The following is a 26497-nucleotide window of genomic DNA, read 5'->3' on the forward strand; positions in this document are numbered from 1 at the left end:
CTTTGGCAAGGGTTGGCGGCTATGCTTGCCCTCGAAACCGTAATCACTCAGCAATTACTCAGGGACAATGAGTCGCACCATGCAGAAAAGTTATCGCCAGTCAGGCGTCGGCATGCTGGATGCGGCACCCGGCACCTACATGGTTCACGCCTATTTCGATGATAATCAGGTTGAACTGATCAAGAGCAATATCCTGGGCTGGCAGGTGGGGCAGGATCGGCGGCTTACCCCTCTGGTGCTGGACCCGCGCGCCGTGGATGATGAGGGCTGGGTTATCCAGCACCCCGATGGCAGGATCGAATCCGAGGATGGCCGCAATTGGCCGAGTGAGGATGCCTGGCTGACAAGCCAGCGCCGCGAAAGGCGCCGCGACGCGGCCTGAGGCCAGCCTTAACCTATCCCCTGGCGTTCAACTCAGTGGCCGGCCCCGGTTTCGTGACCCAGGCCGAATATCTTGTGCAGCACGAAGAAGATCACGCCGCCCAGCAGCAGGCCGGTGATCGCAGAGAATCCGGCAAAGGTTAGCCAGCCGAACAGGCCGCCCGCAATCGCGGAGACGCCGTGCTCAATGCCTTCCACCCAGTGCTCCGGCCCGGCGATGCCGATTTCGGCAAGGCCATGCAGGATAATGCCGCCGCCAACCCACAGCATGGCGATGGTGCCGATGAAGCTCAGCGCGATCAGCAGCTTGGGCATGGCCGACAGCAGCATCTGGCCAAACTTGCGGCTTGCGTTGCTGCCGCCTTCTTTCTTCAGATGCAGGCCGATGTCGTCCATCTTCACGATCAGGCCGACAGCGCCATAGACGAATACCGTCACGGCAACGCCCACGATGGCCAGCACGCCGGCGCGCGTAATCAGGTCTTCTGCGGCGACCTCATTCAGAGTGATCGCCATGATCTCTGCCGAAAGGATCAGGTCCGTGCGGATGGCCCCCGATGTCCTTTGCTTTTCGAAAGCGGCGGGGTCCTCGATCACGTCATCCACCGTCTTGCCGTGCTTTTCTCCGCCCAGCTTCTCGATGACCTTTTCCGCGCCTTCGTAGGAAAGGTAGGCCCCGCCCAGCATCAGGATGAAGACGATCGCCTGCGGAAGAAACTCACTCAAAAGCAAGGCACCCGGCAGCAGGATCAGCAGCTTGTTCTTCAAACTGCCCTTGGTGATGTTCCAGATAATCGGCAGCTCTCGCGCAGGCGAAAGCCCGGTCACATAGCTGGGCGTGACGGCGGCATCGTCGATCACCACGCCTGCCGTCTTTGACCCGGCGCGGCCTGCGGCGGCGGCGATGTCATCAACGCTGGCAGAAGCGGTGCGGGCGATGATCGAAACGTCGTCTAGCAGGGCTACGAGGCCACCTGGCATGGAATTCTCCGGTCAGATTATTGGTGAATGCTGGTGTGCCAACGCTTGGAAGGCCTGGGAAGTGCCCGGCGCAATCATTCCACGCGATAGATCGCGATTTGCACGGCGGGCACGGGATGGTTTTCGGCCATCTGCAACTGGCCGACGAATACGCCCTGCCCCAGCCACTGATAATCGCCCATCGGCGGCTCGAAACTGGGGCTGGTGAAGACAGGCGGCCTGCTGCCATCTGCGGGCGGGCAGATGGTGGCGCGGTTGATCACGTTGATAAGGGCGCCATCATCGGTTTCGATGAAATAGTCGGCCTCCAGATCCGTGCAGCCATCGGGCCGGTCTATCTGCCAGTCCCACGCCCCGCCCCGCACGGTGCCGTTGATGCCTTCGCCTTCCACCTGTCCGCCGGTGATGGGGATGAAGCGGCGGGCACCGCGCACGGTTTCGCCCACGTCCACGGCCTCGTCAATTTCGGCGGTAATGGTAAAGACATGGGTGAGCTGCGGTGCCTCCTGCGCGGCGGCTGGCGCGGCAAGGGCGATGGTGGCAGCAGTGGCGGCGGCAGCCGCGGCAGTGGCAATGTTGAAACGCATGTGTAAATCTCTCCTCGCGCCACACCTAACGCCGCTTGCATCTGGGCGCAATTGCGCTATGTGCGCGCCTTCCGCAGTATCGGGCGAATGATCGTCGCCTGCGGATTTTAGAAGAAAGCCGGAGGGACGCGCACGGAATTCGCCGTGCCAATGTCAGCGATCGGCATGAATTGAAAGGAAGCGCACATGGCTCTTTACGAGCATGTTTTCCTCGCGCGTCAGGATCTGAGCCAGGCTCAGGTAGACGCGCTTGCTGCCAGCGCCACGGAAATCGTGGAAGCTAACGACGGCAAGGTCATCAAGACCGAGACCTGGGGCCTCAAGTCCCTCGCATACAAGATCGACCGTAACCGCAAGGCGCATTTCGTAATGCTCAACATCGAGGGACCCGGTTCCCTCGTGGCCGAGCTGGAGCGTCAGAACCGCATCAACGAAGACGTGATCCGCTGGCTCACCATCGCCGTTGAAGAGCATGAAGACGGCCCGTCCGCCATGATGCGCAAGAACGATCGCGACAAGAAGCGCCGTTCCGACCGTGAGGAGCGTAACTGATGGCCCGCCCGTTTTACCGTCGTCGCAAGTCCTGCCCGTTCAACGGCAAGGACGCCCCCGTCATCGATTACAAGGACGTGCGCCTGCTGCAGGGCTTCATGTCCGAGCGTGGCAAGATCGTGCCCAGCCGCATCACCGCCGTTTCTGCAAAGAAGCAGCGTGAACTGGCCAAGGCCATCAAGCGCGCCCGTCACCTGGGCCTGCTGCCCTACATCGTTAAGTAAGAGGAGCATACATCATGGATATCATCCTCCTCGAACGCGTTGGTAACCTCGGTGCCATCGGCGATGTCGTCACCGTGAAGGACGGCTACGCCCGTAACTTCCTGCTGCCGCAGAAGAAGGCTCTTCGCGCCAATGAGGCGAACAAGAAGGTCTTCGAAGCCAATCGCGAGAAGCTGGAAGCCGAAAACGCCGAGAAGCGCACCGCAGCCCAGAAGCAGGGCGAGACCGTTGAAGGCACAGAGATCGTCCTGATCCGCGCCGCCTCCAACGCCGGCCAGCTGTATGGCTCTGTCAACGTGCGTGACATTGCTGCCGGTCTGGTGGCCAAGGGCCACGATGTTGACAAGAAGCAGGTCATCATGGGCGCGCCCATCAAGACCATCGGCATGTTCGATGTCACCATCGCGCTGCACGCCGAAGTCGAAATCACGGTGAAGGCCAACGTCGCCCGCTCCGAAGATGAAGCCGAACTGCAGAGCCAGGGCGTCGACATCCTCAAGCAGGCTGCCGAAGAAGAAACCCGCGCCATCGCTGGCGAAGGCTTCCAGGAAGAACTGGACCCCGACCGTGAACTGGGCGAGCTGCCCAGCGCGGACGAAGGCGAAGAAGCCTCGGCTGAAGACGCTGCGGGCGAAGAAGCCGAAGGCGAAGAAAACGCCTGAAGCCTTCAAGGCTGATCAAGAAAACGGGGCGCTGCCAGCAATGGCGGCGCCCCTTTTTCTTTGCGGGATATGATCTTGTTAAAAGTTGTCGCATTAGTCTTTCGACATGCGATCTGAAATCGATCTGGATGCAGCTGCCAGGGCGGGCATTATCGACGAACACGTCGCCATTGCCCTGCGCAATTTCCAGGCACAATCCGATGGCATACCCCATTCCAGTGCGGAGAAATTCCGCTTGTTCGGTGGCTACGCCGACCTTGTCAGCGCGATGGGAATGGGCCTGATTCTTGCCGCACTTTCGCTGTTGGCGATCAAGATTCAGATGGTGCTCTTGTGTTTCATCCTTGCCGCAGTGACATTCGCCATCGCCTGCAAAATCGATATGCGCGCGGGGCCTGCGCTCGCCTCCGTACTGTTGCTGTCCTGGTTGTTCAATGCCGTGGTGGTTGTTCCGGCTGCGCTTGAAGCCGCCGGAGTGTGGGGCAATCACGCGCAGTTCAAGAACGCTGTAATCGTCGTTGGCCTTACCGCACTCGCGACGTGGATATATTGGCGCAGGTTCCGTTTTCCGCCAACTTTTGCAGTCGCCATGACGGGCGCAAGCCTCGTCATTATCAATGTCGTTCAGAACTACAGTCGCGGCATGTATGGCTTTGACGTGATCAATTGGCTTCCAGCCGTCGTGGCGCTGGTTCTTGCAATCCTGACGCTTCTCTGGGCGATCTGGTGGGACCTGAGCGATATCCGCCGCGAAACCGAAAGATCGCAGGTGGCCTTCTGGTTGCATTGCACTGCGGGCTTTCTCGTCACGCGCGCCATATTCAGCCTACTTACGGGCGGAGAAGTGATCAATGGCCATTTCATCCTGACCGGGCTGGCATTCACGGATATACCGTGGCTCGCCATGATGATCTTCGTCGCCGCGATCATTTCGCTGCTGCTGGACCGCAGGTCGCTCCTGACAGGAGTGCTGCTTCCTGTAATCGGTATTTTCGGAGAGGACGAAGGTGCTGTCGTCGTCGGCATGATAATCGCGGGCGCTGGCCTGCTGTTGTTCAATTATGGCTGGATTCGTTTGCGGATCGGACTGCTCGCGCTACTTCCTGCGAAGATCGAGGCGCAATTGCCGCGCACCAATCTGGCTTTGCAAGGTCAGCGCCCTTCACGCCGCCATCTGCCATTATGGCCGCAACGACAGTAGCTTTACCGGCGGCGCGACATGGTCAGCGCGCCGGGCTTAATCCACCACGGCCAGCCCATCGCCGCCCGGCCCGGTCGGCAAGCGGCGCAGCACTTCGCCGCTGGCGAAATCAACTTCCGCAATCGTATCGGTCGCGGTTTCGGCTGCGTAGAGCCTGTCTCCATCTTCGCTGAACACCAGCGTTACCTGCACCGCATCGCTGCTGCCGGATACGGGTATCGTGCGGACCACCTCGCCCGTTTCCGTGTCGATCACCGATAGATCGCCACCGCCAAAATTGCTGCTGACGACAAACTCGCCAGACGGGTGCATCGCCAGCCTGATCGGTACATCGCTTGTTGCCACCCGTCCGCGCGGTTCCAGCGTTACGGGATCGAGGCGATAGGCCTGATTGGCGGAGTTGGAGGATACCCACAGATCAGCGCCATCGGGCGAGAGCGCGATAGCCTCTATATCCTCTCCCACCTTGCGCCGCGCAGCTTCCGCGCCTTCGCCAAGGTCGTATCGCACCACTTCTCCTGTGGGGATGATAGTGCCCCAGGCATAGCGGCCACCCGCATCCACGGCCAGCAGATGCGCGCCCGGTGCGTAAGGAGGCCCGTTCGCGCCGATTTCCGTAACGGAAGGCTCGCCGGTCCCTGCGCCCTCGATCACGAACAGCGATCCGCGCCCCTCTGCGCCCGCAATCACGCGGCCGTCATCAAGCCAGATGGCCGCATGAACCCGCGCCTGTTCGCCCAGCTCAATCTCGCTTACCGGAGTGAGATCGTCCGTGGTAAAGACCTGCACCGAAGTGCCCGAGTAACACGCAACCATCACCTGAGCGCCATCGGGTGACACGGTCAGCTCATGCGGGTTCTCGCAAGTCTGCGCGCGGTGGGTTTCCTCCCCATTGGCGATATCCAAGCGGGAGAGGCTGGCCCCGCGCTTGTTCGCCACAAGCAGCGCGCCTTGGCTGCCATGCTGGAACATGACCGGTCCGGGTATCTCTGCATCGGAGTTACCGCCACAAGCGGCAAGCGCGACCAGGGCTGTAATGGCGAGGCAGATGCGCATGATGTCAGGCTCCGGATTAACGTCCTATCGCCTGCCAGCCTAACATCGCGCCGTCAGGAAAGGAATTCCAGGATCGCCCGGCCCATATCGGGCTTTGCCACGCTGCCCATGTGATTGCCCGGCACCACGGCCATCGTCGCATCGGGCAAGGCATCGCGCAGCTTTTCCGGCGATCCATTGTCGCGATCGTCATCGCCGATCAGCACCAGCGTGGGCATGGTAATGCGCGATAGCTGCGCAATCTCGATATCCTCCACGCCCTTCGTCAACAGCAGACGCGCGGCTACGGGATCGATGCCCTGCCCCTTCATGAAACTTTTCGCCATGAACGCAGGATCGCCGCGCTCGATCTCGTCAAACTGGTCTATCATGTCCACGAAGAACGCAGACCGGACCTGCCAGTTGGACAGCCCCTCTATCCCCATGCCGCCCAGCACCAGCCTGCGCGGCGTCAGCCCGGCAATCACCGCACTGGTGGCCGTCCGCGCGCCAAGGGAGAAGCCAACGAGGTCGTAATCCGTCAGCTTCAGCGTTTCCACGATATGCAGCGCATCGCGCACCAGCACGCCGGGCGTATAGAGCGCCGCATCGGTGGGCGCATCGCTATCCCCGTGCACGCGCCAATCGGGCATGATGCATTCAAAGCCATTGTCCGCCAGCAGCTTTGCATGACCAAACTTCATCCAGTTCATCGCCGCGCTGGAAAACAGGCCGTGCAGCATCAGGACCGGCCGGCCCGCGCCCATGCGATGGATGGCGATGTTCGTACCGTCGGGTGTGGTGATAACGCTCATTGGAAAACCTCGTCGGCCCTGACAAATTCCTTGCGACCGATTATCTGATACCTGCTGAGATGAGGTAGAAGTATCAGGCGCTTACATTTGGGTGTTTCGCAGACGGTGGCGGTGATATTTCCCCAGCCAACCTCGATATCCCTGCTTTCGATTACTCTGAACCAGCTTTCAATTCTGTCTTGTACTACACCCAGTCCAAAGCCGACTACGGTCGTCTCCAACCCGATATTGGCCAGGGTCCAATCCAGAAGATGGGTTCCAAACCGGGCGGCGCGCTGGCGCTGCGCTGCGGGAAACTCATTCCATGTCGGACTGCGGAAGGGAATGTATTGAAACGAGAGAATTTCGTCCTTTGGTACTTGCTGAAAGTGCAGCTTGTGAAGATTCTGGATCTGTGTTTGCAGCGGCGTGAAGCCGGTGTTGTTCCAAGGCTGATCGAAATAGGCGTTGAAATCGGGCTCTTTGCCCTCTGCAGAAAGATCTTCCTGAATAGGACCGTCTCTCGCCACATCCCACTCACCGCCCGGTTTCAGTCCGATCGTGACCAGTTTTGGCTGGTCCCTTCTGGCGAGCGGTGTCGACAGATAGGACCAGCCATGAACATGCGGAACTTCGTTTTTCTCTTGGGGTCGGTGATATTCCGACGAGATGGCTGACCAAACGTCCTGCGGAGGGCTGTCCGGTCCGATGACGCCGCTCATCGCGCGATGCAGTTCTCGCCTGCCCACAGTGCCTGCACGCTGGCATCATCGCCTTCGCCGGTGAACAGGCCGCCGATGTCGGGCACCTCTTCTGCGCCCATCACGAATTCCGGCCCCACGGTGCTGTCTTCGACCATTCTGATATTCTCGTCCGCCAGCATGGCGGCACGGGTGGTTTCGGGCACGTAGGGCGGTTCGGCCCAATAGCCCACGAACTGGCCATCGCGGAAGTTCAGGCTGAGCCCTTCATAGGCGGTGTATGTCAGCCCGCAATCATTGGGCGTATCGGTTTCGTCCACGGCGCGGCCCAGCACATTGCCCAGCGTTGCCTCTGTCGGCGCGCGGGCAGAGCCGAAAGGCACGGCCAGTTCCTCAAAACCCGATTGCGCGGGGATCACGATGCCCGTGCCCTGCAGTTCCAGCGTGGCATCGGCCATCGGATTGTCCTCACCCATTGCGCCATCGTCGGCTGCGGTAATGTCGTCCGCAGAGCCATCAGGTGCGTCCCCGCAGGCAGCAAGCATCAGCGGGAGGGCAATCAGGGCGAGGCGGCGCATGGGCGTTATCCTTTCTGCAAGTGACGACGGCCGAGCAGTTCGGCAATCTGGACTGCATTCAATGCCGCCCCTTTGCGCAGATTGTCCGAGACGCACCACAGGATCAAGCCGTTATCCACGGTGGAATCCTCGCGCACGCGGCTGATGTAGGTGGCGCCGTCTCCGGCAGCTTCCACCGGGGTGACGTATCCGCCGTCCTCGCGCTTATCCACCAGCATGATGCCGGGCGCTTCACGCAGGATATCCTGCGCCTGGGCGGCGGTGATCTCGTTCTCGAATTCGATGGTGATCGCCTCGGAATGGCCGACGAACACGGGCACGCGCACGCAGGTGACCGAGACCTTGACCTTGGGATCGAGGATCTTCTTGGTTTCCACCACCATCTTCCACTCTTCCTTGGTGGAACCGTCATCCATGAACACATCGATATGCGGGATGACGTTGAAGGCGATCTGCTTGGTAAAGGTGCGCGCCTCCACCTGATCGCCCACGAAGATGGCGCGACTCTGTTCGAACAGTTCGTCCATGCCCGATTTGCCTGCGCCGGAAACGGACTGGTAGGTGGAGACGACCACGCGCTTGATCTTGGCGGCATCGTGCAGCGGCTTCAGCGCCACCACCATCTGCGCGGTGGAGCAGTTGGGATTGGCGATGATGTTGCGCTTGGTATAGCCGTCGATGTCATCCGGGTTCACTTCCGGCACGATCAGCGGCACATCGGGGTCCATGCGATAGAGGCTGGAGTTGTCGATCACCACGCAGCCCGCGGCCGCAGCCTTGGGCGCATAGGTTTTCGTCGCCGCGCTGCCGCAGGCGAACAGGGCGATGTCCCAGCCGGAAAAGTCGAAATGCTCCAGATTCTTGCATTTCACCATCTTGCCGCTGTCGCCAATTTCAACCTCGGCACCGGTTGAGCGGGAGGACGCAACTGCGGCCACCTCGTCCATCGGGAATTCGCGCTCCGCAAGGATGGCAAGCATCTCGCGTCCGACATTTCCCGTCGCTCCGACAACTGCAACACGGTAACCCATTTTGAAACTCACTCCATTGATAGTCGCGCGCTAGCTAGCGCGCCTTTTCGCACATGCAATACCAAAGGCGGTTTCAAAAGAGACTGACCTTGGCGATGCACGCCCGAAACGGGGTGGAAAAAGCGCGGTTCTGCACGCGCGCACCCGATCGCGGTAACCACGCCTGGTAACGCTTTCTTAACCCAATTCCTTCAATCCTGCGAAAGGAGATGCGGAAAAACCCTGAGCCCCGCATGCCCATGTAGCGATCCTGGTTAGATCGATAATCGCACAAATGATAAAGGGGCGGCCTCCACATTCGGGAAGCCGCCCCTTTTCATGTGCGGTTCGAGAAAACGCTCGCGCTTACTTGGCGACGTTGTCCCGACGTTCGGCGATACGTGCGCGCTTGCCGGTGCGGCCGCGCAGGTAATACAGCTTTGCACGACGCACCACGCCGCGGCGTACCACGGTGATGTTGTCGATGTTGGGCGAATACAGCGGGAACACACGTTCCACACCTTCGCCGAAGCTGATCTTGCGAACGGTGAAATTCGAGTTGATCGAACGGTTCGAACGCGCGATCACCACGCCTTCGAAGTTCTGGACGCGGGTGCGCTGCCCTTCGACGACGCGGACGCCGACGCGGACCGTGTCACCGGCGCGGAAGTCAGGGATTTCTTTTCCCTCTTTGAGTGCTGCGATGGCTTCCGCCTCGAGCTCTTGAATCAGACCCATTGGTCAATCCTTATCTTTTTGCCGCGCATCAGAGGCAGACTGGCCCGGAGCTCCACCATGGAGTTCCCATAGGTCCGGCCTGCGTAACCGTGTATCTTCCTCGCTGCGCTGCTTTCGCCACGCCGCGATTTTCGCATGATCCCCCGATCGCAGCACTTCAGGGATCGTGCGCCCTTCCCATTCCGGAGGTCGGGTATATTGCGGGTACTCAAGCAGGCCGTCCTCGAACGACTCTTCAGTCCCGCTGGAAGCCGCGCCCATTACGCCGGGAAGCAGCCGAATGCAAGCATCGAGTATGGCCAGCGCCGCGGGTTCTCCGCCTGACAGCACGATGTCGGCCAGCGATACCTGCTCGATCTGCGGACGCGCATCGAAAATGCGTTCGTCAAAGCCTTCGAAACGGCCGCACAGCAGGGTGACGCCCGGCCCCGTGGCAATCTGGCGTATGCGTGCCTGCGTGATGGGTTTGCCGCGCGGCGTCATCGCCAGGATCGACGCATCGGGATGCAGGGCGATGGCGTGATCCACCGCCGCGCCCAGCACATCTGTCTTCAGCACCATGCCCGCGCCGCCGCCAGCGGGCGTATCGTCCACCGTGCGGTGCTTGTCGGTCGCGAAATCGCGGATCTGTATGGTGTCGATGGACCATTTCTGCTCCTCCAGCGCGCGGCCCGCGATGGATTGGCGCAAGGGGCCGGGAAACATCTCCGGATAAAGCGTAAGGACCGTGGCGGCGAAGGTCACAGCTTGCGCTCCTGAGCCCGGCGGCGCGCATAGGCATCGCCCAGCAGACCGACGCCAAAGCCTGTCACCCCGGTCAGCACGCCGATAACACACAGCGCGATCAGCCAGATCTGCGCCATGTTCTCACACGGGCCCTGCGCCGGGCAGGAAAGATCCTGCGTCAGCGCGATCCAGATGGCATAGGCAAAGCACGGCAGCGCAATCGGCAGCGCTGACAGGGCTGCGTTCTTCAGGCTTTTGCTGTGCGGTCGGAAATGCGCCAGCGCGAAGCCGATAGGAAACGGGATCACGATCACGGCGATGAAGATGAGATATTGTTCGATCATGGCCAAGCGTTAGGCAGGAAAGCGGCGGGGCGCAATTCAGGCCGCGGCATTGACGGCAAAACCGCGCGATTGCCTGCTTACATTATCCCCCGCAGCCGCCACAGCCGCCGCCGCAACCCCCGCCGCCATCGCCGCCACTATCGCCGCTATCGGTGCTCGCTCCGCCAGCGCTCTGCCGCATGGCATGCAAGGGCGCATAGGGCGTGCCCACCAGCACCGCCGTGCCAAACAGTCCGACAGCCAGCCCCGCTTCCCCCGAAGTGGTGGCGCGGCGCAGGCGCTGAGCAGTCGCCATCGCCGATGCCAGCGCGGCATCCCCTGCCCGTGTGCGCGGGTTGAACTTTGCCAGCCGGATAACGGCCAGCACGCCTGTGATGATCATCATCGTGGTGAGGAAACCCACCGGCTCCCCCTCGGCAGACCCGGCCTGCCAGCGGAAGGCCCCCAGCAGCAGCAGAAAGACATAAGGCAGCACGGGCATCAGGCGCAGCGTCAGCCGCTCTGCCGGATCGACCAGCAAGCCTCTACGCGTCAGGTCGCGGTCAATCGCATCGGCATGGCCATCAAGATTGGCCTTGGCAGCAGACCAGCTGAGATCGCCCACGTGGCGCATCAGGCTCTTCTCCGCCGGCGTCTCCCCTTGCGCCCCCGTTGTCTTGACGATCGTCTTCTTTTCCACCTGCAACGCCCGGCGCGCGAACAGGGCGGCCACAACGCTTTCCACAAAGCGCGGCGTGCCGCCAGCCAGATAAGCCAGCTCCTCCGCATCGGCGGGCTGCGATGGCCGTCCGTCAGGCCGCATCGCTGCCGGGATCCAGATGCCAGCGGCAATCGCGGCCATGATTAGCGCAGCATAGAACAGCAGGAAATCCGCCCCGGAATAGCTGGCAAAACCGATTTCCATTCCCCTACCCCCCGAAATTCGCGCCCAGCGCGTATCCAATGCTCAGCAAGACTAGCCCTGCGAATATGGCGCCCGCAATACCGACAGCATCTTTCAGAAATATCACCTGCGAGGGGCGAATGCGAAAAGCGTGCGTATGCTCGCCAAAGCGTTCAGCCGCCGGAGACCAGATATCCTCCGGCGGGGTTTCGTCAAAAGCCTCCTGATAGCTTTTCAGCGTTTGCGCATATTGTTCGTAATAGCGCGCGCGTTCATCCCCACCTCCGCCAGTTGGCCCGTGGTGCAATGGCGCGCCCAGCACATTCGGGCAGAAATGCTCCCAGTAATCACGGCTGTAGGTGAGGTGCAGGTGCCAGGCCTGGTCCACCTGGTCCGACGGGGTAACCTCGTGCCCGGCGGTAACCGCAAGGAAGCAGAAGCGGTAATATTCTTGGATCACACGCCTGGCATAGGACGTCGTCCAGCGGTTCTCCCGCGCCAGTCTTTTCGCAAAGGAGAGGGTGGCGGTATCCGGCCCGATCGAATGTGTGAACAGTCGCGCTCTCAGCGCATCGTGATCCGCCTTTGTCGAAAGAACTGTCGCCATGCGCAAACGCTATCACCCTGATGTGAGCCAGTCACTACACGACGAGTTCACCCCTCGATCAGGTCCGGCTCCTGCGTATCCAGCGTGGGCGCCTTGTCCGTGTCCTCGTCCCTGCCCCGCGCCAGCCGCGTGGTTGCGAGATAGGCGGGCGGCAGACAGCAAACGGAGAGGATGAGGAAGCTGAGAAGCACCAGCGCCAGCGTGCTGAGCCAGAAATCATCGCCGCTCACGTCAGCCTCTAGGAAGAAGCCACCGAAGGCGAGGCTCATGGGCAGAAACGCCGCAAGGCCCGATGCCCACAATATGCGTGCACGCTCCGCCATCCTGGGGAACAGCAGATGCATGCCCAGCGCCAGCCCGGCAGACATGGCCGCGATCATTGCAATGGTCAGCGAGACCCACAAAACCCACATGATTATCGATCCTTCGCTTATCGTCCCGCCAAGTGTATTAGCGTTATAGGACGCCTGCCGCAAGGCACGCGATTACTGGTCTGCGAAGTCGTCCGTGATGGTGATGGTTTTACCGTCCCAGCCGGGCACGGCCTCTACCCGCATGGGCACCATGAAGGTCTTGCCGGGCTTGCCGTCCTGCTCCGGCCGCTGGATTTCTATCACGTCGCCTGCGCCGAAATTTTGCACGGCGATCACTGTGCCCAGCGGCTCCTTCGTGGTGGAGACGGCGGCAAGGCCAATGATATCCGCGTGGTAATATTCGCCTTCGGGCAGCGGAGGCAGCGCCTCCCGTGGGACGGTCAACGTGGTGCCGCGCAGCTTTTCCGCGGCAGAGCGGCTGTCCACTTCGGCAAGGCGGGCAATGGCGCCGCCCTTGTTATCGTCCCGCACTTTTTTCAGGGTGAAGGCGCCATCGTTGAAGGTCTTATGGCCCTTCAGCGATTCCACGCCTTCGCCAAACAGCTTCAGACGCACTTCGCCCGCCACGCCGTGCGCGCCGATAATGGCGGCCAGGGTGACGGGCTTGGTGTCGGTCATATCAGCATGCCTGATCCGCTATCCCGCAATGAAGCGGGACAGCGAGAGATCAGCCTTCCGACTTCTCTTCTTCGGCAGCAGCTTCCTCTGCAGGAGCTTCTTCCTTGGCTTCATCGGCGGTTTCCGCAGCTTCGGCAGCAGCGCCTTCTTCCTCGGCGGGTGCTTCTTCAGCAGCCGGAGCCTTGGCAGCTTCTTCAGCTTCGGCCTTGGCAGCCTCTTCAGCTTCCTTGGCTTCGGCAGCCTTGGTGGCCTTTTCCTCGGCGCGCTCGGTAGCCTTTTCGCCGGGCTTGGCCTTGTTCGGGTTGTTGCGGGCTTCACGTTCCATGATGCCGGCAGCGTCCAGGAAGCGCAGCACGCGGTCGCTCGGCTGTGCGCCAACGCCCAGCCAGTAACGAATGCGATCTTCGTTCAGCTTCACGCGCTCTTCAGAATCCTTGGGGAGCATGGGGTTGTAGGTGCCCAGCTGCTCCAGATACTTGCCATCACGGGCACGGCGGCTGTCAGCAGCCACGATGCGATAGTAAGGGCGCTTCTTGGCGCCACCGCGAGAAAGACGAAGTGCAATTGCCATTATAGATTACCTTTCAATTCCAAATTCTTGAATAAACTTATTTCTTTTTGAGAAAATCTTGCATTTCCGGGGGGATCTGCCCGCCGGGAAGTCCGGGCATTCCGCCGCCGGGCAGGCCCGGTGCGCCGCTGGGCGCCCCGCCCATTCCGCCGCCGCCACCGCCGCCGAACAGGGCAGCAAGGCCTTTCATGCCGCCCATCTTCTTAATCTGCTTCATGGCGCGGCCCATTTCCTGGTGCATCTTGAGGATCTTGTTCACCTCCTGCACGCTGCGCCCGCTGCCCGCCGCGATGCGCTTTTTACGCTTGGCGTTCAGCAGCGCGGGATTGGCCCGCTCCTTCTTGGTCATGGAGGAGATGACGGCATCCATGTGCACCAGCACCTTGTCATCCATATCGGCATTGGCCATCGCGGCCTTCGCCTTTTTCATGCCGGGCATCATGCCTGCCAGCATGCCCAGGCCGCCCATGTTCTGCATCTGCTGCAACTGCTTGCGAAGGTCGTTCAGGTCGAACTTGCCCTTCATCATGCGGTTGGCGAGTTCCTCGGCCTCTTCCGCCTTGATGCTTTCGGCGGCCTTTTCCACCAGCGAAACCACGTCGCCCATGCCAAGGATGCGATCGGCAACGCGCGAGGGGTGGAACCGCTCGATCGCGTCCAGCTTCTCACCCGTACCGGCAAACTTGATGGGCTTGCCGGTAACGGCCCGCATCGAAAGCGCCGCACCGCCGCGCGCATCGCCATCCATGCGGGTAAGCACCACGCCTGTCAGCGGCACTTCGCTGGTGAAGCTTTGCGCGACGTTGACGGCGTCCTGACCTGTCAGCGCATCCACCACCAGCAGCACTTCGGCAGGGTCCGATGCGCCGGCAACAGCCTTCATCTCGGCCATCAGCGCTTCGTCAACATGCAGGCGGCCGGCTGTATCCAGCAGCAGCACGTCGAAATTCTGCAGTTTTGCCGATTGCATCGCGCGCTTGGCAATATCGACCGGTTGCTGGCCCTGCACGATCGGCAAGGTAGCAACGCCTGTCTGCTCACCCAGAACGGCCAGCTGCTCCTGCGCCGCAGGACGATTGACGTCGAGCGAGGCCATCAGCGGCTTCTTGCCCTGCTTGTCCTTCAGCAGCTTGGCGATCTTGGCGGTGCTGGTGGTTTTACCCGAACCCTGCAGGCCCACCATCATGATAACGGCGGGCGGGCGCACATCGAGGTTGATGGGCGAGGCATCGCCTGCGCCCTCGTCCTTTCCGCCCAGCATCGCGATCAGCTCGTCATTGACGATCTTGATCACCTGCTGGCCGGGGGTGACGGACTTCAGGACTTCCTGGCCGACGGCGCGTTCTGTCACCTTGGCGATGAATTCGCGCGCGACAGGCAGCGCCACGTCCGCTTCCAGCAGCGCAACGCGCACTTCGCGCATGGCATCGCGCACATCCTGTTCGCCAAGCGCACCACGACCGCGCAGGCGGTCAAAGACACTATTCAGGCGATCGGACAGCGTATCGAACATGCGCTACTTTTGCTCCTGTGCGGCGAATATTCGCCAAATACCAAAAACGCCGGCGGACGAAAACTCGTCAGCCAGCGTGAGCACCCTTTTGCGGGGCCCGTTTCAAAAATGCTTCGATGGTGGAGCCTAGCGGGATCGAACCGCTGACCTCAACACTGCCAGTGTTGCGCTCTCCCAGCTGAGCTAAGGCCCCTTATCCATCGACATTCCGCATCGTACCAGATGCGAATTCCCTCTGCCAGTGGTTGCCCATCGGCGTTGGGAGGTGGCCCTTTATTCGGGGGCCGGATTTTGTGCAACCCCTTATTTGCCTTTGACACCGATGCGTCGGTGCCAAAGTTCCGGGGTTTGCTTGTTTTTCGATTGCGCCTCCGCGCAATCATCCTCGGTGCTATTCCCTCCGCTTCGCTGCGCGGCACCTGCGGGCGGCCAGTCGGCCTTGCGATCCGCTAGGCGCGGACCGTAGCCCGCGCTTTATTCGAAGGCTGGCACAAGTCCCGGGCGCGAAGCGAACGCAAGCGCGACCGCGCGCCCGAGCTTATGCGAGGAAAGCCAAGGACGCCGGACGGCGTCCGCCCGGCGCCTGAGGGCCAAACAACAACCTAACTATCATCTTCCTTTTCGTCATCGGCGGTTTTCACGCCGAGATCGTCATCGCCGCCAAGGTCGACGTCGTTATCCGGCGAATCGTCGTCATCATCGACATCGATATCCAGATCGTCATCGGCGAGATCGGAATCCGCTTCCTTCTTCTCGTCCTTCTTTTCTTCCTCGAACGGAATGGGCTGCTTGGACTTGAGCACGGGCTCCGGCGTCCATTCATTGCCGCATTCGATGCAGGTTACCGGGTCTTCCTTGCCCAGGTCGTAGAAACGTTCACCGCACTTGGGGCAGGTGCGCTTTGTGCCCCATTCTGCTTTGACCATGTGTATGTCCTTAATCTCGTCCGGAGGGTTTCCGGGAAAACTGATATGCTGTCCGCGCCCCGAACTGTTTGGATGAGGTGCGGAATCGCAAGCGGGCGCGCCTTGCCATAGGGGCATGCCGCTGTCAAAGCGCCTGCTTCACCAAGACCAGATAGGCAGAGCCTTGAGCCATTCCAACCCGCCCTCCCCCAAACGCTTTGTAAAACAGGGTGCGCTTACCGGCCGTATCCGCGTGCCGGGTGATAAATCCATCAGCCATCGCTCCATAATGCTGGGCGCATTGGCAGTTGGCGAAACGCGCGTAACCGGGCTGCTGGAAGGGGAGGACGTCCTCGCCACAGCCGCCGCCATGCGCGCGATGGGCGCTTCGGTGGAACGGGGCGCGGATGCCACCTGGCGAATCAACGGCGTGGGTGTCGGCGCGCTGCTGCAACCTGATGCTGCGCTGGAAATGGGCAATAGCGGCACCAGCACGCGGTTGCTGATGGGCCTGATCGCCAGCCATCCGATCACCGCGATGTTTACCGGCGATGCTAGCCTCTCCAAGCGTCCGATGGGCCGTGTGATCGACCCGCTCTCGCAAATAGGCGCTTCGTTCGAGGCATCTTCAGGCGGTACCCTGCCGCTGATGCTGCGTGGTATTTCCCCCGCCGTGCCGATCACCTATCGCCTGCCAGTGGCATCGGCACAGGTGAAAAGCGCGGTGCTGCTGGCGGGCCTGAACACCGCAGGCATCACCACGGTGATCGAGCCTGTGCCCACGCGCGACCATTCTGAACGCATGCTGCGCGGCTTTGGCGCGAAGCTGGACGTGGGCGAGGAAAACGGGGAGCGCGTAATCGCCATTCACGGAGAGGCGGAGTTGCAGCCTCAGGACATCGTTGTGCCGGGCGACCCGTCATCCGCTGCGTTCTTCGTTGTCGCCGCGCTGCTGGTGGAAGGCAGCGACCTTGTGATCGAAAACGTCGGCCTCAATCCCACCCGCGCCGCGCTGTTCGATGTTCTGCGCGATATGGGCGGACAGATCGAGGAACTGGACAGGCGCGAAGTCGGAGGAGAGCCGGTGGCGGATCTGCGCGTGCGCCATTCCGCGCTGATAGGAGTGGAGGTCGATCCCGCCGTGGTGCCGGCGATGGTGGATGAATTTCCCGTGCTGTTCGTCGCCGCCGCGCTGGCGGAGGGGACCACCACCACCACCGGCCTTGAAGAATTGCGCGTAAAGGAATCGGATCGCCTTGCCGCTATGGCCGCCGCGCTGAAACTAGCAGGCGCGCGGGTTGAGGAGCAGGAGGACGGGCTCACCATCCATGGCACGGGCGGCACTCCCCTGCCTGGAACGCCCGAAGGTGCTGAGGTCACCACCCACCTCGACCACCGCATTGCCATGGCCATGGCGGTAGCGGGCATCGTCAGCCGCGATGGCGTGGCGCTGGACGATACCGGCCCCATTGCCACCAGCTTCCCGACCTTTGAGAGACTGCTGGAAAGCGCGAGCGCGTGATGGCCGATTTCGATATCTATTCCGTCATCGGCATGTTCGGCACCGTCTGCATCATCGGCGCATATGGCTATCTGACAGCGGTCGAGAAACCGAACCCCTTCATCCTGCACGGCACCAATCTTGTCGGCGCATCGTTGCTGACCATTTCGCTGGTGGTGCATACCAACTGGCCCAGCCTGATACTGGAAGCTTTCTGGGCGACGATTGCGCTGTGGGGCCTTACCAAGGCCATTCGTGGACGCAGGCGAACCGAAGAAGGAGCGCGCGAATCATGATCATCGCCGTCGATGGCCCCACCGCATCGGGCAAGGGCACTATTGCCAAGGCGCTGGCCCGGCATTTCGGTCTTCCGCATCTTGATACAGGCCTGCTGTATCGCGCGGTGGGCTATCAGGTGGCCCTTTATGGCGGCGATCCCAACGATCCTTCCGAAGCCCTTTCGGCCACCAACTTTCCAAACGAACTGCTTGGCCATCCTGACTTGCGCAGCGAAGCGACTGGCGGTCTGGCGAGCCGGGTTTCCGTGCATCCGGGCGTGCGCAGGGCATTGTTGCAGCGGCAGCAGGCCTTTGCCGGGCAGCCGGGAGGCGCGGTGCTGGACGGGCGCGATATCGGCACCGTGATTGCGCCCAATGCGGATGCGAAACTGTTCGTCACCGCCAGCGTGGAAGCGCGGGCGAAGCGTCGCTGGCAGGAAATGCGCGACCGCGGCGAGAGCCACACCCTGCTGGAGATCGAGGACGATCTGCGCCGCCGTGACGAGCGCGATCAGAATCGCGAAACCGCCCCGCTGACGGTGGCGCCAGACGCCTTCGTGCTGGATACCACCGCGCTGGACAAGGATGCCAGCATTGCGGCTGCGATTGATGCCGTGCTGGAAGCGAAGGGAAAACAGCCGAAATCTTGAAGATTGGGGCTATCTAGCGCCCCTTCTCCAATTCCCGCTTCAATTCATCCAGCATGCCAAGCGCAAACAGCGCCTCTGCGAGGACGAAGATCGGGCCGATCAGCAGACTGCGCAGATCATCGATGAAGGCAGGCTTGCGGCCTTCGAACTTGTGGCCCACCAGCTGGAAGATCCAGCCCACCACGAACAGGCCGATGCCTGATCCCAACCACAGCACTGTGCTGCCCTGCGCGATTTGCAGGCCAAGCCAAGCAAGCACGATCAGGATCAGCGCCATCGCTCCGCCAAGCTGCCGATCCAGCTTCAGGTAATAGAACGCCGCCGCAACCGTCGCCACCACGGCCGGGGTCAGCGTGAAGAACTCGGTAACCCACACGGGCCGCGAAAGCAGTATCTCCACCCCGAATACGATCATCGGGATCCCCACCGCATGCGTAGCCACATTGCGATGGTCGCGATGGTACTCGCGGTAGGAGGAGAGGGATTTTGCCAGAGCGCTCATCACAGCACCCTACCCCGGCCCGCGCCGGGCCGCAATTCGCTTGCCAAACTTCGCGTTTTCGCCTAGGCGCGCGTCCGTTCGATGGGCGGATCACATGTCTTCGAATGCCAAGCCAGCATGGTCGGCTTTCCACCGGGGCGCAACGACGCCTATGCCATGATGATTTGCGTATTCGCAGCCTGCCACCCGGAGAACGCCTGTGCCGGCATGAGGCCGCATGGGCAGTTCGGCCCTTTGGCCCGCTTCTCGCAATCCCGCGAGGCGCGGAGACAAGACCCCCAGCAAAACTGGGTGGCCGGTAAAATGATTGATTAGGAACACCGTTACATGGCTACTTCTGCCAATCCGAGCCGCGACGATTTCGCGGCAATGCTTGACGAACAACTCGGCGGTGCCGAGGGCGGCTTCGAAGGTCGCGTCGTCAAGGGAACCGTCACCGCAATCGAAAACGGCATGGCGGTCGTCGATGTAGGCCTCAAGAGCGAAGGCCGCATCAACCTCAAGGAATTCTCCCGCGTCGATGGCGAGCATGGTCTCAGCGTCGGCAGCGAAGTGGAAGTCTTCGTCGATCGCGTCGAGAACGCCGACGGCGAAGCAATGCTCAGCCGCGACCGCGCCCGCCGCGAAGCTGCCTGGGACAAGCTGGAAAACGAATTTGGCGAAGGCAAGCGCGTCGAAGGCCGCATCTTCGGCCGCGTGAAGGGTGGCTTCACCGTCGATCTCGACGGTGCCGTGGCCTTCCTGCCCGGTTCGCAGGTCGATATCCGCCCCGTGCGTGACGTGACCCCGCTGATGGATGTGCCGCAGCCCTTCCAGATCCTGAAGATGGATCGTCGTCGCGGCAACATCGTCGTCTCGCGCCGTGCCGTGCTGGAAGAAACCCGCGCCGAACAGCGCAGCGAGCTGATCGACAAGCTGGCAGAAGGCCAGATCACCGATGGCGTGGTGAAGAACATCACCGATTACGGTGCCTTCGTGGATCTGGGCGGTATCGACGGCCTGCTGCATGTCACCGACATGAGCTACAAGCGCGTCAACCACCCCAGCGAAGTGATCGAGATCGGCCAGACCGTGACCGTGCAGATCATCCGCATCAATGCCGAAACGCAGCGTATCTCGCTGGGCATGAAGCAGCTGGAAAGCGATCCGTGGGAAGGCGTTGGCGCCAAGTATCCCGTGGGTGCCAAGGTCACCGGCCAGGTTACCAACATCACCGAATATGGTGCCTTCGTGGAACTGGAGCCGGGCATCGAAGGCCTGGTCCACGTTTCCGAAATGAGCTGGACCAAGAAGAACGTGCATCCGGGCAAGATCGTCTCCACCTCGCAGGAAGTGGAAGTGATGGTTCTGGAAGTCGATTCCGAGAAGCGTCGCATCTCGCTCGGCCTCAAGCAGGCCCAGTCCAACCCGTGGGACGATTTCGCAGAGAAATTCCCGGTCGGCTCCACCGTCCAGGGCGAAGTCAAGAACGCTACCGAATTCGGCCTGTTCATCGGCCTGCCCGGCGACGTGGACGGCATGGTTCACATGTCCGACATCGCCTGGGGCATCTCGGGTGAAGACGCGCTGGCCCTGCACCGCAAGGGTGAAGAAGTCGAAGCCGTGGTTCTGGATGTCGACGTCGACAAGGAACGCATCAGCCTCGGCATGAAGCAGCTTGAAAAGGGTGCTCCCTCGGCTGAAGGCGCTGCTGGTGCCGGTTCGCTGCGTCGCGGCGAAGTTGTCACCGTCACCGTTCTGGAAGTCCGCGATGGCGGCCTCGAAGTTCAGGTTGGCGACGATGGCGCAACCGGCTTCATCAAGCGTTCGGACCTGGGCCGCGACCGTGACGAACAGCGTCCCGATCGTTTCCAGACCGGCCAGAAGGTGGATGCCATGGTCACCGGCTTCGACCGTTCGAAGAAGCCCAACTTCTCCATCAAGGCACACCAGATCGCCGAAGAGAAGGAAGCCGTTGCACAGTTCGGTTCCGCCGACTCTGGCGCATCGCTGGGCGACATCCTGGGCGCCGCACTGAAGAAGGAAGGCGACAAGGACTAAGCTCCTACCGCCTCTTTGTAAGAGCATAGGGAAAGGCCCGTCTGCGCAAACCGCAGGCGGGCCTTTTCTACGTCTTGGGCTCGTGTAGAATGGGCGTCATGACCCTAGAAGTTCACCAGTTCCCCTGCCTTTCCGACAATTACGGCTTCCTGCTGCACGATCCCGACAGCGGCGAAACCGCCTGTATCGATACCCCCGATGCCGAGGAGTATCTGAAGCAGGCCAAGGCCAAGGGGTGGACGATCACCCAGATCTGGAACACCCACTGGCACCCCGATCACGCTGGCGGGAACGAAGCGATCAAGGCGGCCACAGGTTGCACAATCACCGCCCCGGCAAACGATGCAGCAAAGATCGCGGCGGTGGACCGCACGGTTGGCCATGGCGATACAGTGACTCTGGGCAACCACAGCGCCCGCGTGATCGATGTTGGCGGCCATACCATGGGCCACATCGCCTACCACCTGGCTGACAGCGGCATGGCCTTCGTGGGAGACAGCGTGTTCGCGCTTGGCTGTGGCCGCATGTTCGAAGGCACCGCCCCGCAATTCTGGGACAGCCTGACCCGGATCAAGGACATGCCGTCAGAGACCACACTCTATTGCGCGCATGAGTACACCAAGGCCAATGCCGCCTTCGCACTGCATGCCGATCCTGAGAACAGCGCCTTGCAATCCTATGCTGAAGAGATCGAGCGGAAGCGTGCGGCGGGTGAGTGGACAGTGCCCTTCCCCCTTGGCCGGGAGTTGAAGACCAACCCCTTCCTGCGCGCTGACGATCCCGCGATGCAGGTGCGCTGGGGCGGCGATGCACCGCACGAAACCTTTGCCGCGCTAAGGGCCGCGAAGGACAATTTCTGAGAGCGAGAAGCGCCGCCTTGCGGTCTGCTGTCAGTAGGCCGCGGTAAATCGCTTGCGGCTGTGCTGGTGCTGTTCCAGCTCATCCACCATGGCGATGGCGTAATCGGCGTAGCTGATCTTGCTGTTGCCATCGGCGTCAGTCACCAGCTCATCCCCACCAAGGCGGAAGCTGCCGGGGCCTTTGCGGTCACCTTCGAAGATCATCATCGCAGGCGAGAAGAACGTCCAGTCGATCTCGGTCTCACCGCGCAATTCCTCGAGGAAATCGATCGCAGGTTTCACCATCGGTTTGATCTCTTCGGGGAAATTGGGCGAATCGAACAGCTTCACCCCGTCGGGCCCCAGCAGGCTGGCTGCGCCGCCCATGATCAGCAGACGATCAGCATCGGCCTGACGCACAGCGGTCAGAAGAGTTTCGCATGACACGTTGAAATGGATCGCGCTGATTACCGCATCTGCACCAGCAAGATGCGCGGCAAGCTCGGCCGGTTTGCTGGCATCGCCCGCCTTTGCGGTGACCCCGTCAAGCTGCGGAATTGCGTCCGGACTGCGCGCAATGCCGGTGACGGTGTGCCCCCGCGCGACAAGCTCCTTGACGATTTCGGAGCCGCCCTTGCCGCTCGCCCCCAGTACCGCAACATGCATCTGTCATTCTCCCATTCGCGCCCGCAACGCTTACCGTGCCGGACATCGCCAGTGAAATGGCCCATGCAAACGGGCGGCGCAAACAAAAAGCCCCCGCCGAAGCGAGGGCTCGTTTGTCGAACCGTGGCCTGACGACCGCAGCTGCGCGATCAGATGTGGGCGATAACCTCGTCCGCCAGCGCCTTGTCGGCAGCGGCGTCGTGGTTCTGGGCAATCAACTGCGCAGCAGCAGCGGTCGACGCATCGGCTGCCCGTGCGCGCAGGTCTGCGAGAGCCTGGCGTTCAGCGGCAGCGATCTTGTCCTGCGCCATGCGTTCGCGGCGGGCGATCATGGATGCAGTGTCTTCCTCTGCCTTGGCAACGATGCCGTCGGCCTCGCGGCGGGCATTGTCCAGCATAGCTTCGGCGTCTTTCTCGGCACCGGCGATCTTGGTGGCATATTCCTCACGCAGCGCTTCGGCTTCGGCGCGCAATTGCTTTGCCTCGTCCAAATTGTCGCGAATGGCCTTGATCTTGTTGTCCAGGCCGCCGGCGATGGTCTTGTGCACCTTGGCGCCCAGGAAGGCGATCAGCAGCAGCACGAACATCGCGATGGAAACCCACTGGAACGGCACCAGGCCGAGCAGTTCGGGTTCCGCATGCCCTACCTCAGTGCCATGGCCCGCTTCGACGAAAGCCTCGGGGCTTTCGGTTTCGAATACTTGCGGCAGCGGAGCGTCAGTCGGATTAGCCATGGGCCATCGCCTTCTTCACGGCCGAGCGGGCCTCGGTCTTGGTAACGGAGATATTGGCGAGCCGTGCAGCAATGTCCTGCGCCGCTTCCGCAGCGACAGTCTCGATTTCGGCAGCAGCCTCTGCACGGCTGGCTTCGATGCGGGCTTCGGCATCTTCCAGCTGCGCATCGATACCCGATTGCACCGTTGCCAGTCTGCTTTCGGTGGACGCCTGGGCCTTCGCCTTGGCTTCGTTTACCAGCGCCTGCGCCGCCTCGCGATTGGCGTTCTCACGCTGGCGCCAGGCTTCTTCCGCCTCATCCGATGCATCGCGCGCAGACTGTGCGGCAGCCAGATCGTCTGCGATCTGCTTGTCACGAAGTCCGACAGTGTCCATCACGCGCGGCACCATGCCACGACCGATGACGAAATAGACGAAGCCGAAGATCAGCAGCAGCCAGAAGATCTGGCTGGCATAGGTTTCGGCCAATTGGGCTATCTGGGGCATGGACGGATTCCGCCTATCTGCGCGAGATTATAAAATTGAACGCCAGCCGGACGCACATCGCCCGGCCAGCATTCGGCAAGTCGATCAGGCGACGAAGATCAGGATCATCGAGACCACGAACGCCAGCAGGCCGAGAAGTTCGGCTGCGGCGAAGCCGATGAACAGGCGGCCCTGCTGGCCGTCTGCAGCACCGGGGTTGCGCAGAGCGCTTTCGAGGAACGAGCCGAACACGTTACCCACACCGATGGCGGCCATGCCGGCACCGATTGCAGCAAGACCGGCACCGATCAGCTTTGCAGCTTCCATATCCATGAGATTATCCTTTCAAGAGAATTCGTTAGGGAGAGTATTTACGAACTTAGTGCAGGTTCTCGGCGTCGTTGATGTACAGCGACGAGAGAAGTGCAAAAACATAGGCCTGAATGGCCGCAACCAGGATTTCCAGCGCGCAGATGCCGATCATCAGCAGGAAGCTGGGAACGCCGACAAGCAGACCGAAACCGGCGCCTGCGTTCCAGCCGTCGATCACGAAGCTGGAGAGAACTTCCAGCAACACGTGGCCGGCCATCATGGCAACGAACAGTCGCAGGCCAAGGCTGAAGGGGCGCACCATGAACGAGATCAGCTCGATCGGGAAGATGATCGGGATCATCGGCAGCGGCGTGCCATGCGGCACGAACAGGCTGAAGAAGTGGAAGCCGTGCTTGTAGAAGCCTACCAGCAGCACGATCGAGAAGGAGATAATCGCCAGCACGCCGGTGACGGTGAAGTGGCTGGTGAAAGTAAAGGGATGCACGCCAACGATGCCCAGCGGCAGCAGGCCCAGCAGGTTGGCAAACAGGATGAACATGAACAGGCTGAAGATATAGGGCACATATTTGCGCCCCGCCTTGCCCACATTGGCTTCCAGCATATCGTCGATGAAGCCGGTGAAGGTTTCCACCGTCATCTGCCAGCGACCAGGCACCAGCTCACGCTTCATTCCGCCAAGCATGAAGATCCACAGCACGACGGCCGTGATCAACATCCACAACGCGGAGTTGGTGAACGCAATATTGAATCCCGCGACGTCCAGGTTCGAACCGAGCAGAGGCTCGATTGTGAACTGGTGCATCGGATCGACCTTGGCTGTTTCGCCTGCCACGTCTTTCTAAACCCTTGCGTTTTGTCCGCTCAGTCGCCCGAAGGCGGCTGTTTGGATGCCCGAATAATATTTCTGAAGGCGACCACGATCCCAAGGAACAGTCCCACCAACAGACCCCACGGATTGACATCGAACAACCAACCAACGGTCCATCCGACAACAACCCCGCCAACAAGCCCACCGATCAGGTCCGTCAGAGCTCGACTGCCAGCCTTGTCGCTGGAGCCAACTCCTCTGACCTGCGGCGCGTTGCGCTTCTCTTCTCGCTCGCGTGCGGTTTTCAGCCGCTCCTCGAGCGCGTCGATACGCGCGTCTTCGCCGATGGGTTGCCGTGCAGGTTTCTCGTCGCTCATGCCGATCTCTCTAGGTGAGGAAAATGACACACGCAACGCGCTACCCGCCGAGGGCGCCGCCCCCTTAGAAGGGGGGTGTTTTAGAGTCAACCGGTGCGGCCATGTTAAAGGGTATTTGCGGCGAACCTAGTAAGGACTGGCCAGGCGCGCACTCGAATGGCAGGAATTGGGTGGAAAGCGGCTGCTATATAGCTTCGATCAGAAAGACCATTTTGATGAAACATGGAGCACTGCGCGCATTTGTTCACAACGTCGCCGCATCGCTGGGCGATGGAGTGAGCTTTCTGACTAACTTTTACGAACTCGATTTCTTCGGCGATGCAGCCCGATCACGCGACAACCGGCTGACCGTAGACTTTCTGACTGGCCGGATTACCGAAGGTCGACCACGCACTTCAACCTTGCTTGCTGCTCGCCGCAGCGCCGATGCATTGCGTCGGCTGGTGCAGCAATAGGGCGGCTTTATAAGCGATCTCACGCAAGCGACCGCCACCTATTGCGGCAATAATGTCATCACTGTGACAGTGGCTGACGGCAAGGGAAAACGAACAAGCGGAGACTACGAGGGTATCGCTGGTCGCCGTGCTATCGAAATGGACCGTTCTGGACGGCTCAGGCGCCGACCACTTCGAAGCGACTGATCAAAAGCCCGCAACCTGGCCAGAAGCTGACGCTCCGAATTAAGACTATGGGCAACGCGGATCGCGCTGCGGGGCACCACTGCCGCGCTTCTGCCAGGATCCGTCGGGTGCCTGGTACATCTCTCCGGCAGAGGTGCGCGATATGGCGAGGCAGCCTGCGGTGAAGGCGTATTCCTCCAGCGTCGCATTGTTCGCTTGTGCCTGCTCTGCATAAACGGCGCGGCGGCGGATATTGATGTCATCCACCAGGCGGCGAAGATCAGGCGTCGCGGCACCAACGATGCCGAGATAGCCGTCCATCTTCTCACCCACCTGCCCACTGCTGCGGGCGGACTGGTACGCGGGATCGCGCTGTGCCTGTGCGGGAGAGGCAAGCATGCCCAGCATCGCAGCGGCTCCGGCGATCTTCAGGAAAATCTTGGCACTCGTCATCATTCTCGCTCCTCGCGATACGCCTGTCAGAAGATCGAGGCGTTTTCGTCAATCGTATTCCCGGCGTCTTCGGCCAGGCGATAAATCACTTCCTGCGTGATGTTGATATTAAGCTCGATCACGATCGGCTCGTCAGGTGCTTCCAGTGTGATGCACCCGGCGAGCGGGATCGCGCCCGCTATCGCCATCACAAAGGCCCGTTCGCGCGATATCCCCCTCATGGAGGACTTATGCGCGCGACAGGC

Annotated in this window: 37 protein-coding genes and 1 tRNA gene; 11 read left to right on the top strand and 27 right to left on the bottom strand. The window is 61.2% G+C overall.

Translation table 11 applies throughout. The features are described from left to right. Positions 1 to 79: 79 nt before the first annotated feature. The gene (locus GRF63_RS10065; protein WP_160485866.1) at positions 80 to 382 is read left to right on the top strand and encodes a hypothetical protein; all 303 of its coding nucleotides are present in this window, start codon (positions 80 to 82) and stop codon (positions 380 to 382) included. Positions 383 to 414: 32 nt separating this feature from the next. Here GRF63_RS10065 and GRF63_RS10070 read toward each other — a convergent pair whose 3' ends face one another. Both GRF63_RS10070 and GRF63_RS10075 read right to left on the bottom strand, forming a co-directional pair. Beyond that, on the bottom strand, positions 415 to 1362 hold the full coding sequence (locus tag GRF63_RS10070) for a DUF808 domain-containing protein (protein WP_160485867.1): 948 nt from the start codon (positions 1360 to 1362) through the stop codon (positions 415 to 417). A gap of 74 nt (positions 1363 to 1436) precedes the next feature. Further along, positions 1437 to 1949, bottom strand: a complete 513-nt coding sequence (locus GRF63_RS10075) for a DUF3237 family protein (RefSeq protein ID WP_160485868.1) — start codon at positions 1947 to 1949, stop codon at positions 1437 to 1439. Positions 1950 to 2135: 186 nt separating this feature from the next. Between GRF63_RS10075 and rpsF the strand changes: the two genes are divergently transcribed. The 4 genes from rpsF (at position 2136) to GRF63_RS10095 (ending at position 4588) form a co-directional block, all read left to right on the top strand. Beyond that, positions 2136 to 2501, top strand: coding sequence for a 30S ribosomal protein S6 (rpsF, locus tag GRF63_RS10080; RefSeq protein ID WP_160485869.1), 366 nt, complete (start codon positions 2136 to 2138; stop codon positions 2499 to 2501). Then, the gene (gene rpsR, locus GRF63_RS10085) at positions 2501 to 2725 is read left to right on the top strand and encodes a 30S ribosomal protein S18 (RefSeq protein ID WP_160485870.1); all 225 of its coding nucleotides are present in this window, start codon (positions 2501 to 2503) and stop codon (positions 2723 to 2725) included. Before rpsF ends, rpsR begins: the two co-directional genes overlap by 1 nt. A 14-nt stretch (positions 2726 to 2739) precedes the next feature. Next, positions 2740 to 3387: a 50S ribosomal protein L9 gene (rplI, locus tag GRF63_RS10090; protein ID WP_160485871.1), complete on the top strand. Its 648-nt coding sequence runs from the start codon at positions 2740 to 2742 to the stop codon at positions 3385 to 3387. A gap of 106 nt (positions 3388 to 3493) precedes the next feature. Next, positions 3494 to 4588 (top strand): hypothetical protein, encoded by a 1095-nt coding sequence (locus GRF63_RS10095; protein WP_160485872.1) that lies wholly within the window; start codon positions 3494 to 3496, stop codon positions 4586 to 4588. A 36-nt stretch (positions 4589 to 4624) separates the two neighbouring features. Here GRF63_RS10095 and GRF63_RS10100 read toward each other — a convergent pair whose 3' ends face one another. The 16 genes from GRF63_RS10100 to GRF63_RS10175 all read right to left on the bottom strand — a co-directional run bounded on the left by GRF63_RS10100 (position 4625) and on the right by GRF63_RS10175 (position 16006). Next, the gene (locus GRF63_RS10100; RefSeq protein WP_160485873.1) at positions 4625 to 5644 is read right to left on the bottom strand and encodes a YncE family protein; all 1020 of its coding nucleotides are present in this window, start codon (positions 5642 to 5644) and stop codon (positions 4625 to 4627) included. A gap of 53 nt (positions 5645 to 5697) precedes the next feature. After that, entirely contained in the window at positions 5698 to 6438 is a 741-nt protein-coding gene (locus GRF63_RS10105; protein WP_160485874.1) for an alpha/beta fold hydrolase, read from the bottom strand. Continuing rightward, positions 6435 to 7139, bottom strand: coding sequence for a hypothetical protein (locus GRF63_RS10110; protein ID WP_160485875.1), 705 nt, complete (start codon positions 7137 to 7139; stop codon positions 6435 to 6437). Before GRF63_RS10110 ends, GRF63_RS10105 begins: the two co-directional genes overlap by 4 nt. After that, the gene (locus GRF63_RS10115; protein WP_160485876.1) at positions 7136 to 7696 is read right to left on the bottom strand and encodes a hypothetical protein; all 561 of its coding nucleotides are present in this window, start codon (positions 7694 to 7696) and stop codon (positions 7136 to 7138) included. The genes GRF63_RS10110 and GRF63_RS10115 overlap by 4 nt, the downstream gene beginning before the upstream one ends. A gap of 5 nt (positions 7697 to 7701) precedes the next feature. Beyond that, a complete protein-coding gene (locus GRF63_RS10120; RefSeq protein ID WP_160485877.1) occupies positions 7702 to 8727 on the bottom strand; it encodes an aspartate-semialdehyde dehydrogenase in 1026 nt (341 codons plus the stop codon). A 345-nt stretch (positions 8728 to 9072) separates the two neighbouring features. Beyond that, entirely contained in the window at positions 9073 to 9444 is a 372-nt protein-coding gene (rplS, locus tag GRF63_RS10125; RefSeq protein ID WP_160485878.1) for a 50S ribosomal protein L19, read from the bottom strand. Between the two features lie 3 nt (positions 9445 to 9447). After that, positions 9448 to 10188 (bottom strand): tRNA (guanosine(37)-N1)-methyltransferase TrmD, encoded by a 741-nt coding sequence (gene trmD, locus GRF63_RS10130; protein WP_160485879.1) that lies wholly within the window; start codon positions 10186 to 10188, stop codon positions 9448 to 9450. Next, positions 10185 to 10514: a hypothetical protein gene (locus GRF63_RS10135; RefSeq protein WP_160485880.1), complete on the bottom strand. Its 330-nt coding sequence runs from the start codon at positions 10512 to 10514 to the stop codon at positions 10185 to 10187. Before GRF63_RS10135 ends, trmD begins: the two co-directional genes overlap by 4 nt. An 82-nt stretch (positions 10515 to 10596) precedes the next feature. Beyond that, entirely contained in the window at positions 10597 to 11418 is an 822-nt protein-coding gene (locus tag GRF63_RS10140) for a TIGR04222 domain-containing membrane protein (protein ID WP_160485881.1), read from the bottom strand. Positions 11419 to 11422: 4 nt separating this feature from the next. Continuing rightward, positions 11423 to 12004, bottom strand: a complete 582-nt coding sequence (locus tag GRF63_RS10145) for a glycine-rich domain-containing protein (RefSeq protein WP_160485882.1) — start codon at positions 12002 to 12004, stop codon at positions 11423 to 11425. A 47-nt stretch (positions 12005 to 12051) separates the two neighbouring features. Next, entirely contained in the window at positions 12052 to 12417 is a 366-nt protein-coding gene (locus GRF63_RS10150) for a hypothetical protein (RefSeq protein ID WP_160485883.1), read from the bottom strand. Positions 12418 to 12489: 72 nt separating this feature from the next. Next, positions 12490 to 12996, bottom strand: coding sequence for a ribosome maturation factor RimM (gene rimM / locus GRF63_RS10155; protein ID WP_160485884.1), 507 nt, complete (start codon positions 12994 to 12996; stop codon positions 12490 to 12492). A gap of 49 nt (positions 12997 to 13045) precedes the next feature. Then, entirely contained in the window at positions 13046 to 13567 is a 522-nt protein-coding gene (gene rpsP / locus GRF63_RS10160) for a 30S ribosomal protein S16 (RefSeq protein WP_160485885.1), read from the bottom strand. A gap of 37 nt (positions 13568 to 13604) precedes the next feature. Further along, positions 13605 to 15080 (bottom strand): signal recognition particle protein, encoded by a 1476-nt coding sequence (ffh, locus tag GRF63_RS10165; RefSeq protein WP_160485886.1) that lies wholly within the window; start codon positions 15078 to 15080, stop codon positions 13605 to 13607. Positions 15081 to 15197: 117 nt separating this feature from the next. Beyond that, positions 15198 to 15273: transfer RNA gene (locus GRF63_RS10170), tRNA-Ala, on the bottom strand. A gap of 409 nt (positions 15274 to 15682) precedes the next feature. Then, positions 15683 to 16006, bottom strand: coding sequence for a TIGR02300 family protein (locus GRF63_RS10175; RefSeq protein ID WP_160485887.1), 324 nt, complete (start codon positions 16004 to 16006; stop codon positions 15683 to 15685). Between the two features lie 163 nt (positions 16007 to 16169). Between GRF63_RS10175 and aroA the strand changes: the two genes are divergently transcribed. Genes aroA through GRF63_RS10190 form a run of 3 tightly spaced genes read left to right on the top strand, consistent with a single transcriptional unit; the run spans position 16170 to position 18414 of the window. Continuing rightward, positions 16170 to 17507 carry a 3-phosphoshikimate 1-carboxyvinyltransferase gene (aroA, locus tag GRF63_RS10180; RefSeq protein WP_237392411.1) on the top strand — a complete coding sequence of 446 codons (1338 nt, stop codon included), beginning with the start codon at positions 16170 to 16172 and terminating at the stop codon, positions 17505 to 17507. Then, complete coding sequence (locus GRF63_RS10185) at positions 17507 to 17782, top strand: CBU_0592 family membrane protein (protein WP_160485889.1); 276 nt, start codon at positions 17507 to 17509, stop codon at positions 17780 to 17782. The genes aroA and GRF63_RS10185 overlap by 1 nt, the downstream gene beginning before the upstream one ends. Further along, positions 17779 to 18414: a (d)CMP kinase gene (locus GRF63_RS10190; RefSeq protein ID WP_160485890.1), complete on the top strand. Its 636-nt coding sequence runs from the start codon at positions 17779 to 17781 to the stop codon at positions 18412 to 18414. Before GRF63_RS10185 ends, GRF63_RS10190 begins: the two co-directional genes overlap by 4 nt. Positions 18415 to 18427: 13 nt before the next feature. Here GRF63_RS10190 and GRF63_RS10195 read toward each other — a convergent pair whose 3' ends face one another. Further along, entirely contained in the window at positions 18428 to 18916 is a 489-nt protein-coding gene (locus GRF63_RS10195) for an Mpo1 family 2-hydroxy fatty acid dioxygenase (RefSeq protein WP_160485891.1), read from the bottom strand. A gap of 327 nt (positions 18917 to 19243) precedes the next feature. Here GRF63_RS10195 and rpsA point away from each other — a divergent pair, with 327 nt between their 5' ends. Together rpsA and gloB are read left to right on the top strand one after the other, a co-directional pair. Then, positions 19244 to 20956: a 30S ribosomal protein S1 gene (gene rpsA, locus GRF63_RS10200; RefSeq protein WP_160485892.1), complete on the top strand. Its 1713-nt coding sequence runs from the start codon at positions 19244 to 19246 to the stop codon at positions 20954 to 20956. A 98-nt stretch (positions 20957 to 21054) separates the two neighbouring features. After that, on the top strand, positions 21055 to 21816 hold the full coding sequence (gloB, locus tag GRF63_RS10205; RefSeq protein ID WP_160485893.1) for a hydroxyacylglutathione hydrolase: 762 nt from the start codon (positions 21055 to 21057) through the stop codon (positions 21814 to 21816). A 30-nt stretch (positions 21817 to 21846) separates the two neighbouring features. Here gloB and GRF63_RS10210 read toward each other — a convergent pair whose 3' ends face one another. The 6 genes from GRF63_RS10210 to GRF63_RS10235 form a co-directional block, all read right to left on the bottom strand. Further along, positions 21847 to 22461 (bottom strand): NAD(P)-dependent oxidoreductase, encoded by a 615-nt coding sequence (locus GRF63_RS10210; protein ID WP_160485894.1) that lies wholly within the window; start codon positions 22459 to 22461, stop codon positions 21847 to 21849. A gap of 149 nt (positions 22462 to 22610) precedes the next feature. Continuing rightward, positions 22611 to 23195: a F0F1 ATP synthase subunit B family protein gene (locus GRF63_RS10215; protein WP_160485895.1), complete on the bottom strand. Its 585-nt coding sequence runs from the start codon at positions 23193 to 23195 to the stop codon at positions 22611 to 22613. Beyond that, positions 23188 to 23682, bottom strand: a complete 495-nt coding sequence (locus tag GRF63_RS10220) for a F0F1 ATP synthase subunit B family protein (RefSeq protein ID WP_160485896.1) — start codon at positions 23680 to 23682, stop codon at positions 23188 to 23190. The genes GRF63_RS10215 and GRF63_RS10220 overlap by 8 nt, the downstream gene beginning before the upstream one ends. Positions 23683 to 23766: 84 nt before the next feature. Beyond that, complete coding sequence (locus tag GRF63_RS10225) at positions 23767 to 23994, bottom strand: F0F1 ATP synthase subunit C (protein ID WP_160485897.1); 228 nt, start codon at positions 23992 to 23994, stop codon at positions 23767 to 23769. A gap of 46 nt (positions 23995 to 24040) precedes the next feature. Continuing rightward, positions 24041 to 24826, bottom strand: a complete 786-nt coding sequence (locus GRF63_RS10230; RefSeq protein WP_337189650.1) for a F0F1 ATP synthase subunit A — start codon at positions 24824 to 24826, stop codon at positions 24041 to 24043. Positions 24827 to 24855: 29 nt separating this feature from the next. Continuing rightward, positions 24856 to 25179: an AtpZ/AtpI family protein gene (locus GRF63_RS10235; RefSeq protein ID WP_160485898.1), complete on the bottom strand. Its 324-nt coding sequence runs from the start codon at positions 25177 to 25179 to the stop codon at positions 24856 to 24858. Between the two features lie 215 nt (positions 25180 to 25394). Here GRF63_RS10235 and GRF63_RS10240 point away from each other — a divergent pair, with 215 nt between their 5' ends. Then, positions 25395 to 25634 (top strand): hypothetical protein, encoded by a 240-nt coding sequence (locus GRF63_RS10240; protein ID WP_160485899.1) that lies wholly within the window; start codon positions 25395 to 25397, stop codon positions 25632 to 25634. A 231-nt stretch (positions 25635 to 25865) separates the two neighbouring features. On the opposite strand, the gene GRF63_RS10245 is transcribed toward GRF63_RS10240, so the two are convergent. Together GRF63_RS10245 and GRF63_RS10250 are read right to left on the bottom strand one after the other, a co-directional pair. After that, positions 25866 to 26255: a YdbL family probable chaperone protein gene (locus tag GRF63_RS10245; RefSeq protein ID WP_237392412.1), complete on the bottom strand. Its 390-nt coding sequence runs from the start codon at positions 26253 to 26255 to the stop codon at positions 25866 to 25868. A 23-nt stretch (positions 26256 to 26278) separates the two neighbouring features. After that, entirely contained in the window at positions 26279 to 26473 is a 195-nt protein-coding gene (locus GRF63_RS10250) for a YnbE family lipoprotein (RefSeq protein WP_160485900.1), read from the bottom strand. Positions 26474 to 26497: the final 24 nt, after the last annotated feature.

It is taken from the genome of Aurantiacibacter rhizosphaerae (assembly GCF_009807005.1).
Lineage (GTDB): Bacteria > Pseudomonadota > Alphaproteobacteria > Sphingomonadales > Sphingomonadaceae > Alteraurantiacibacter > Alteraurantiacibacter rhizosphaerae.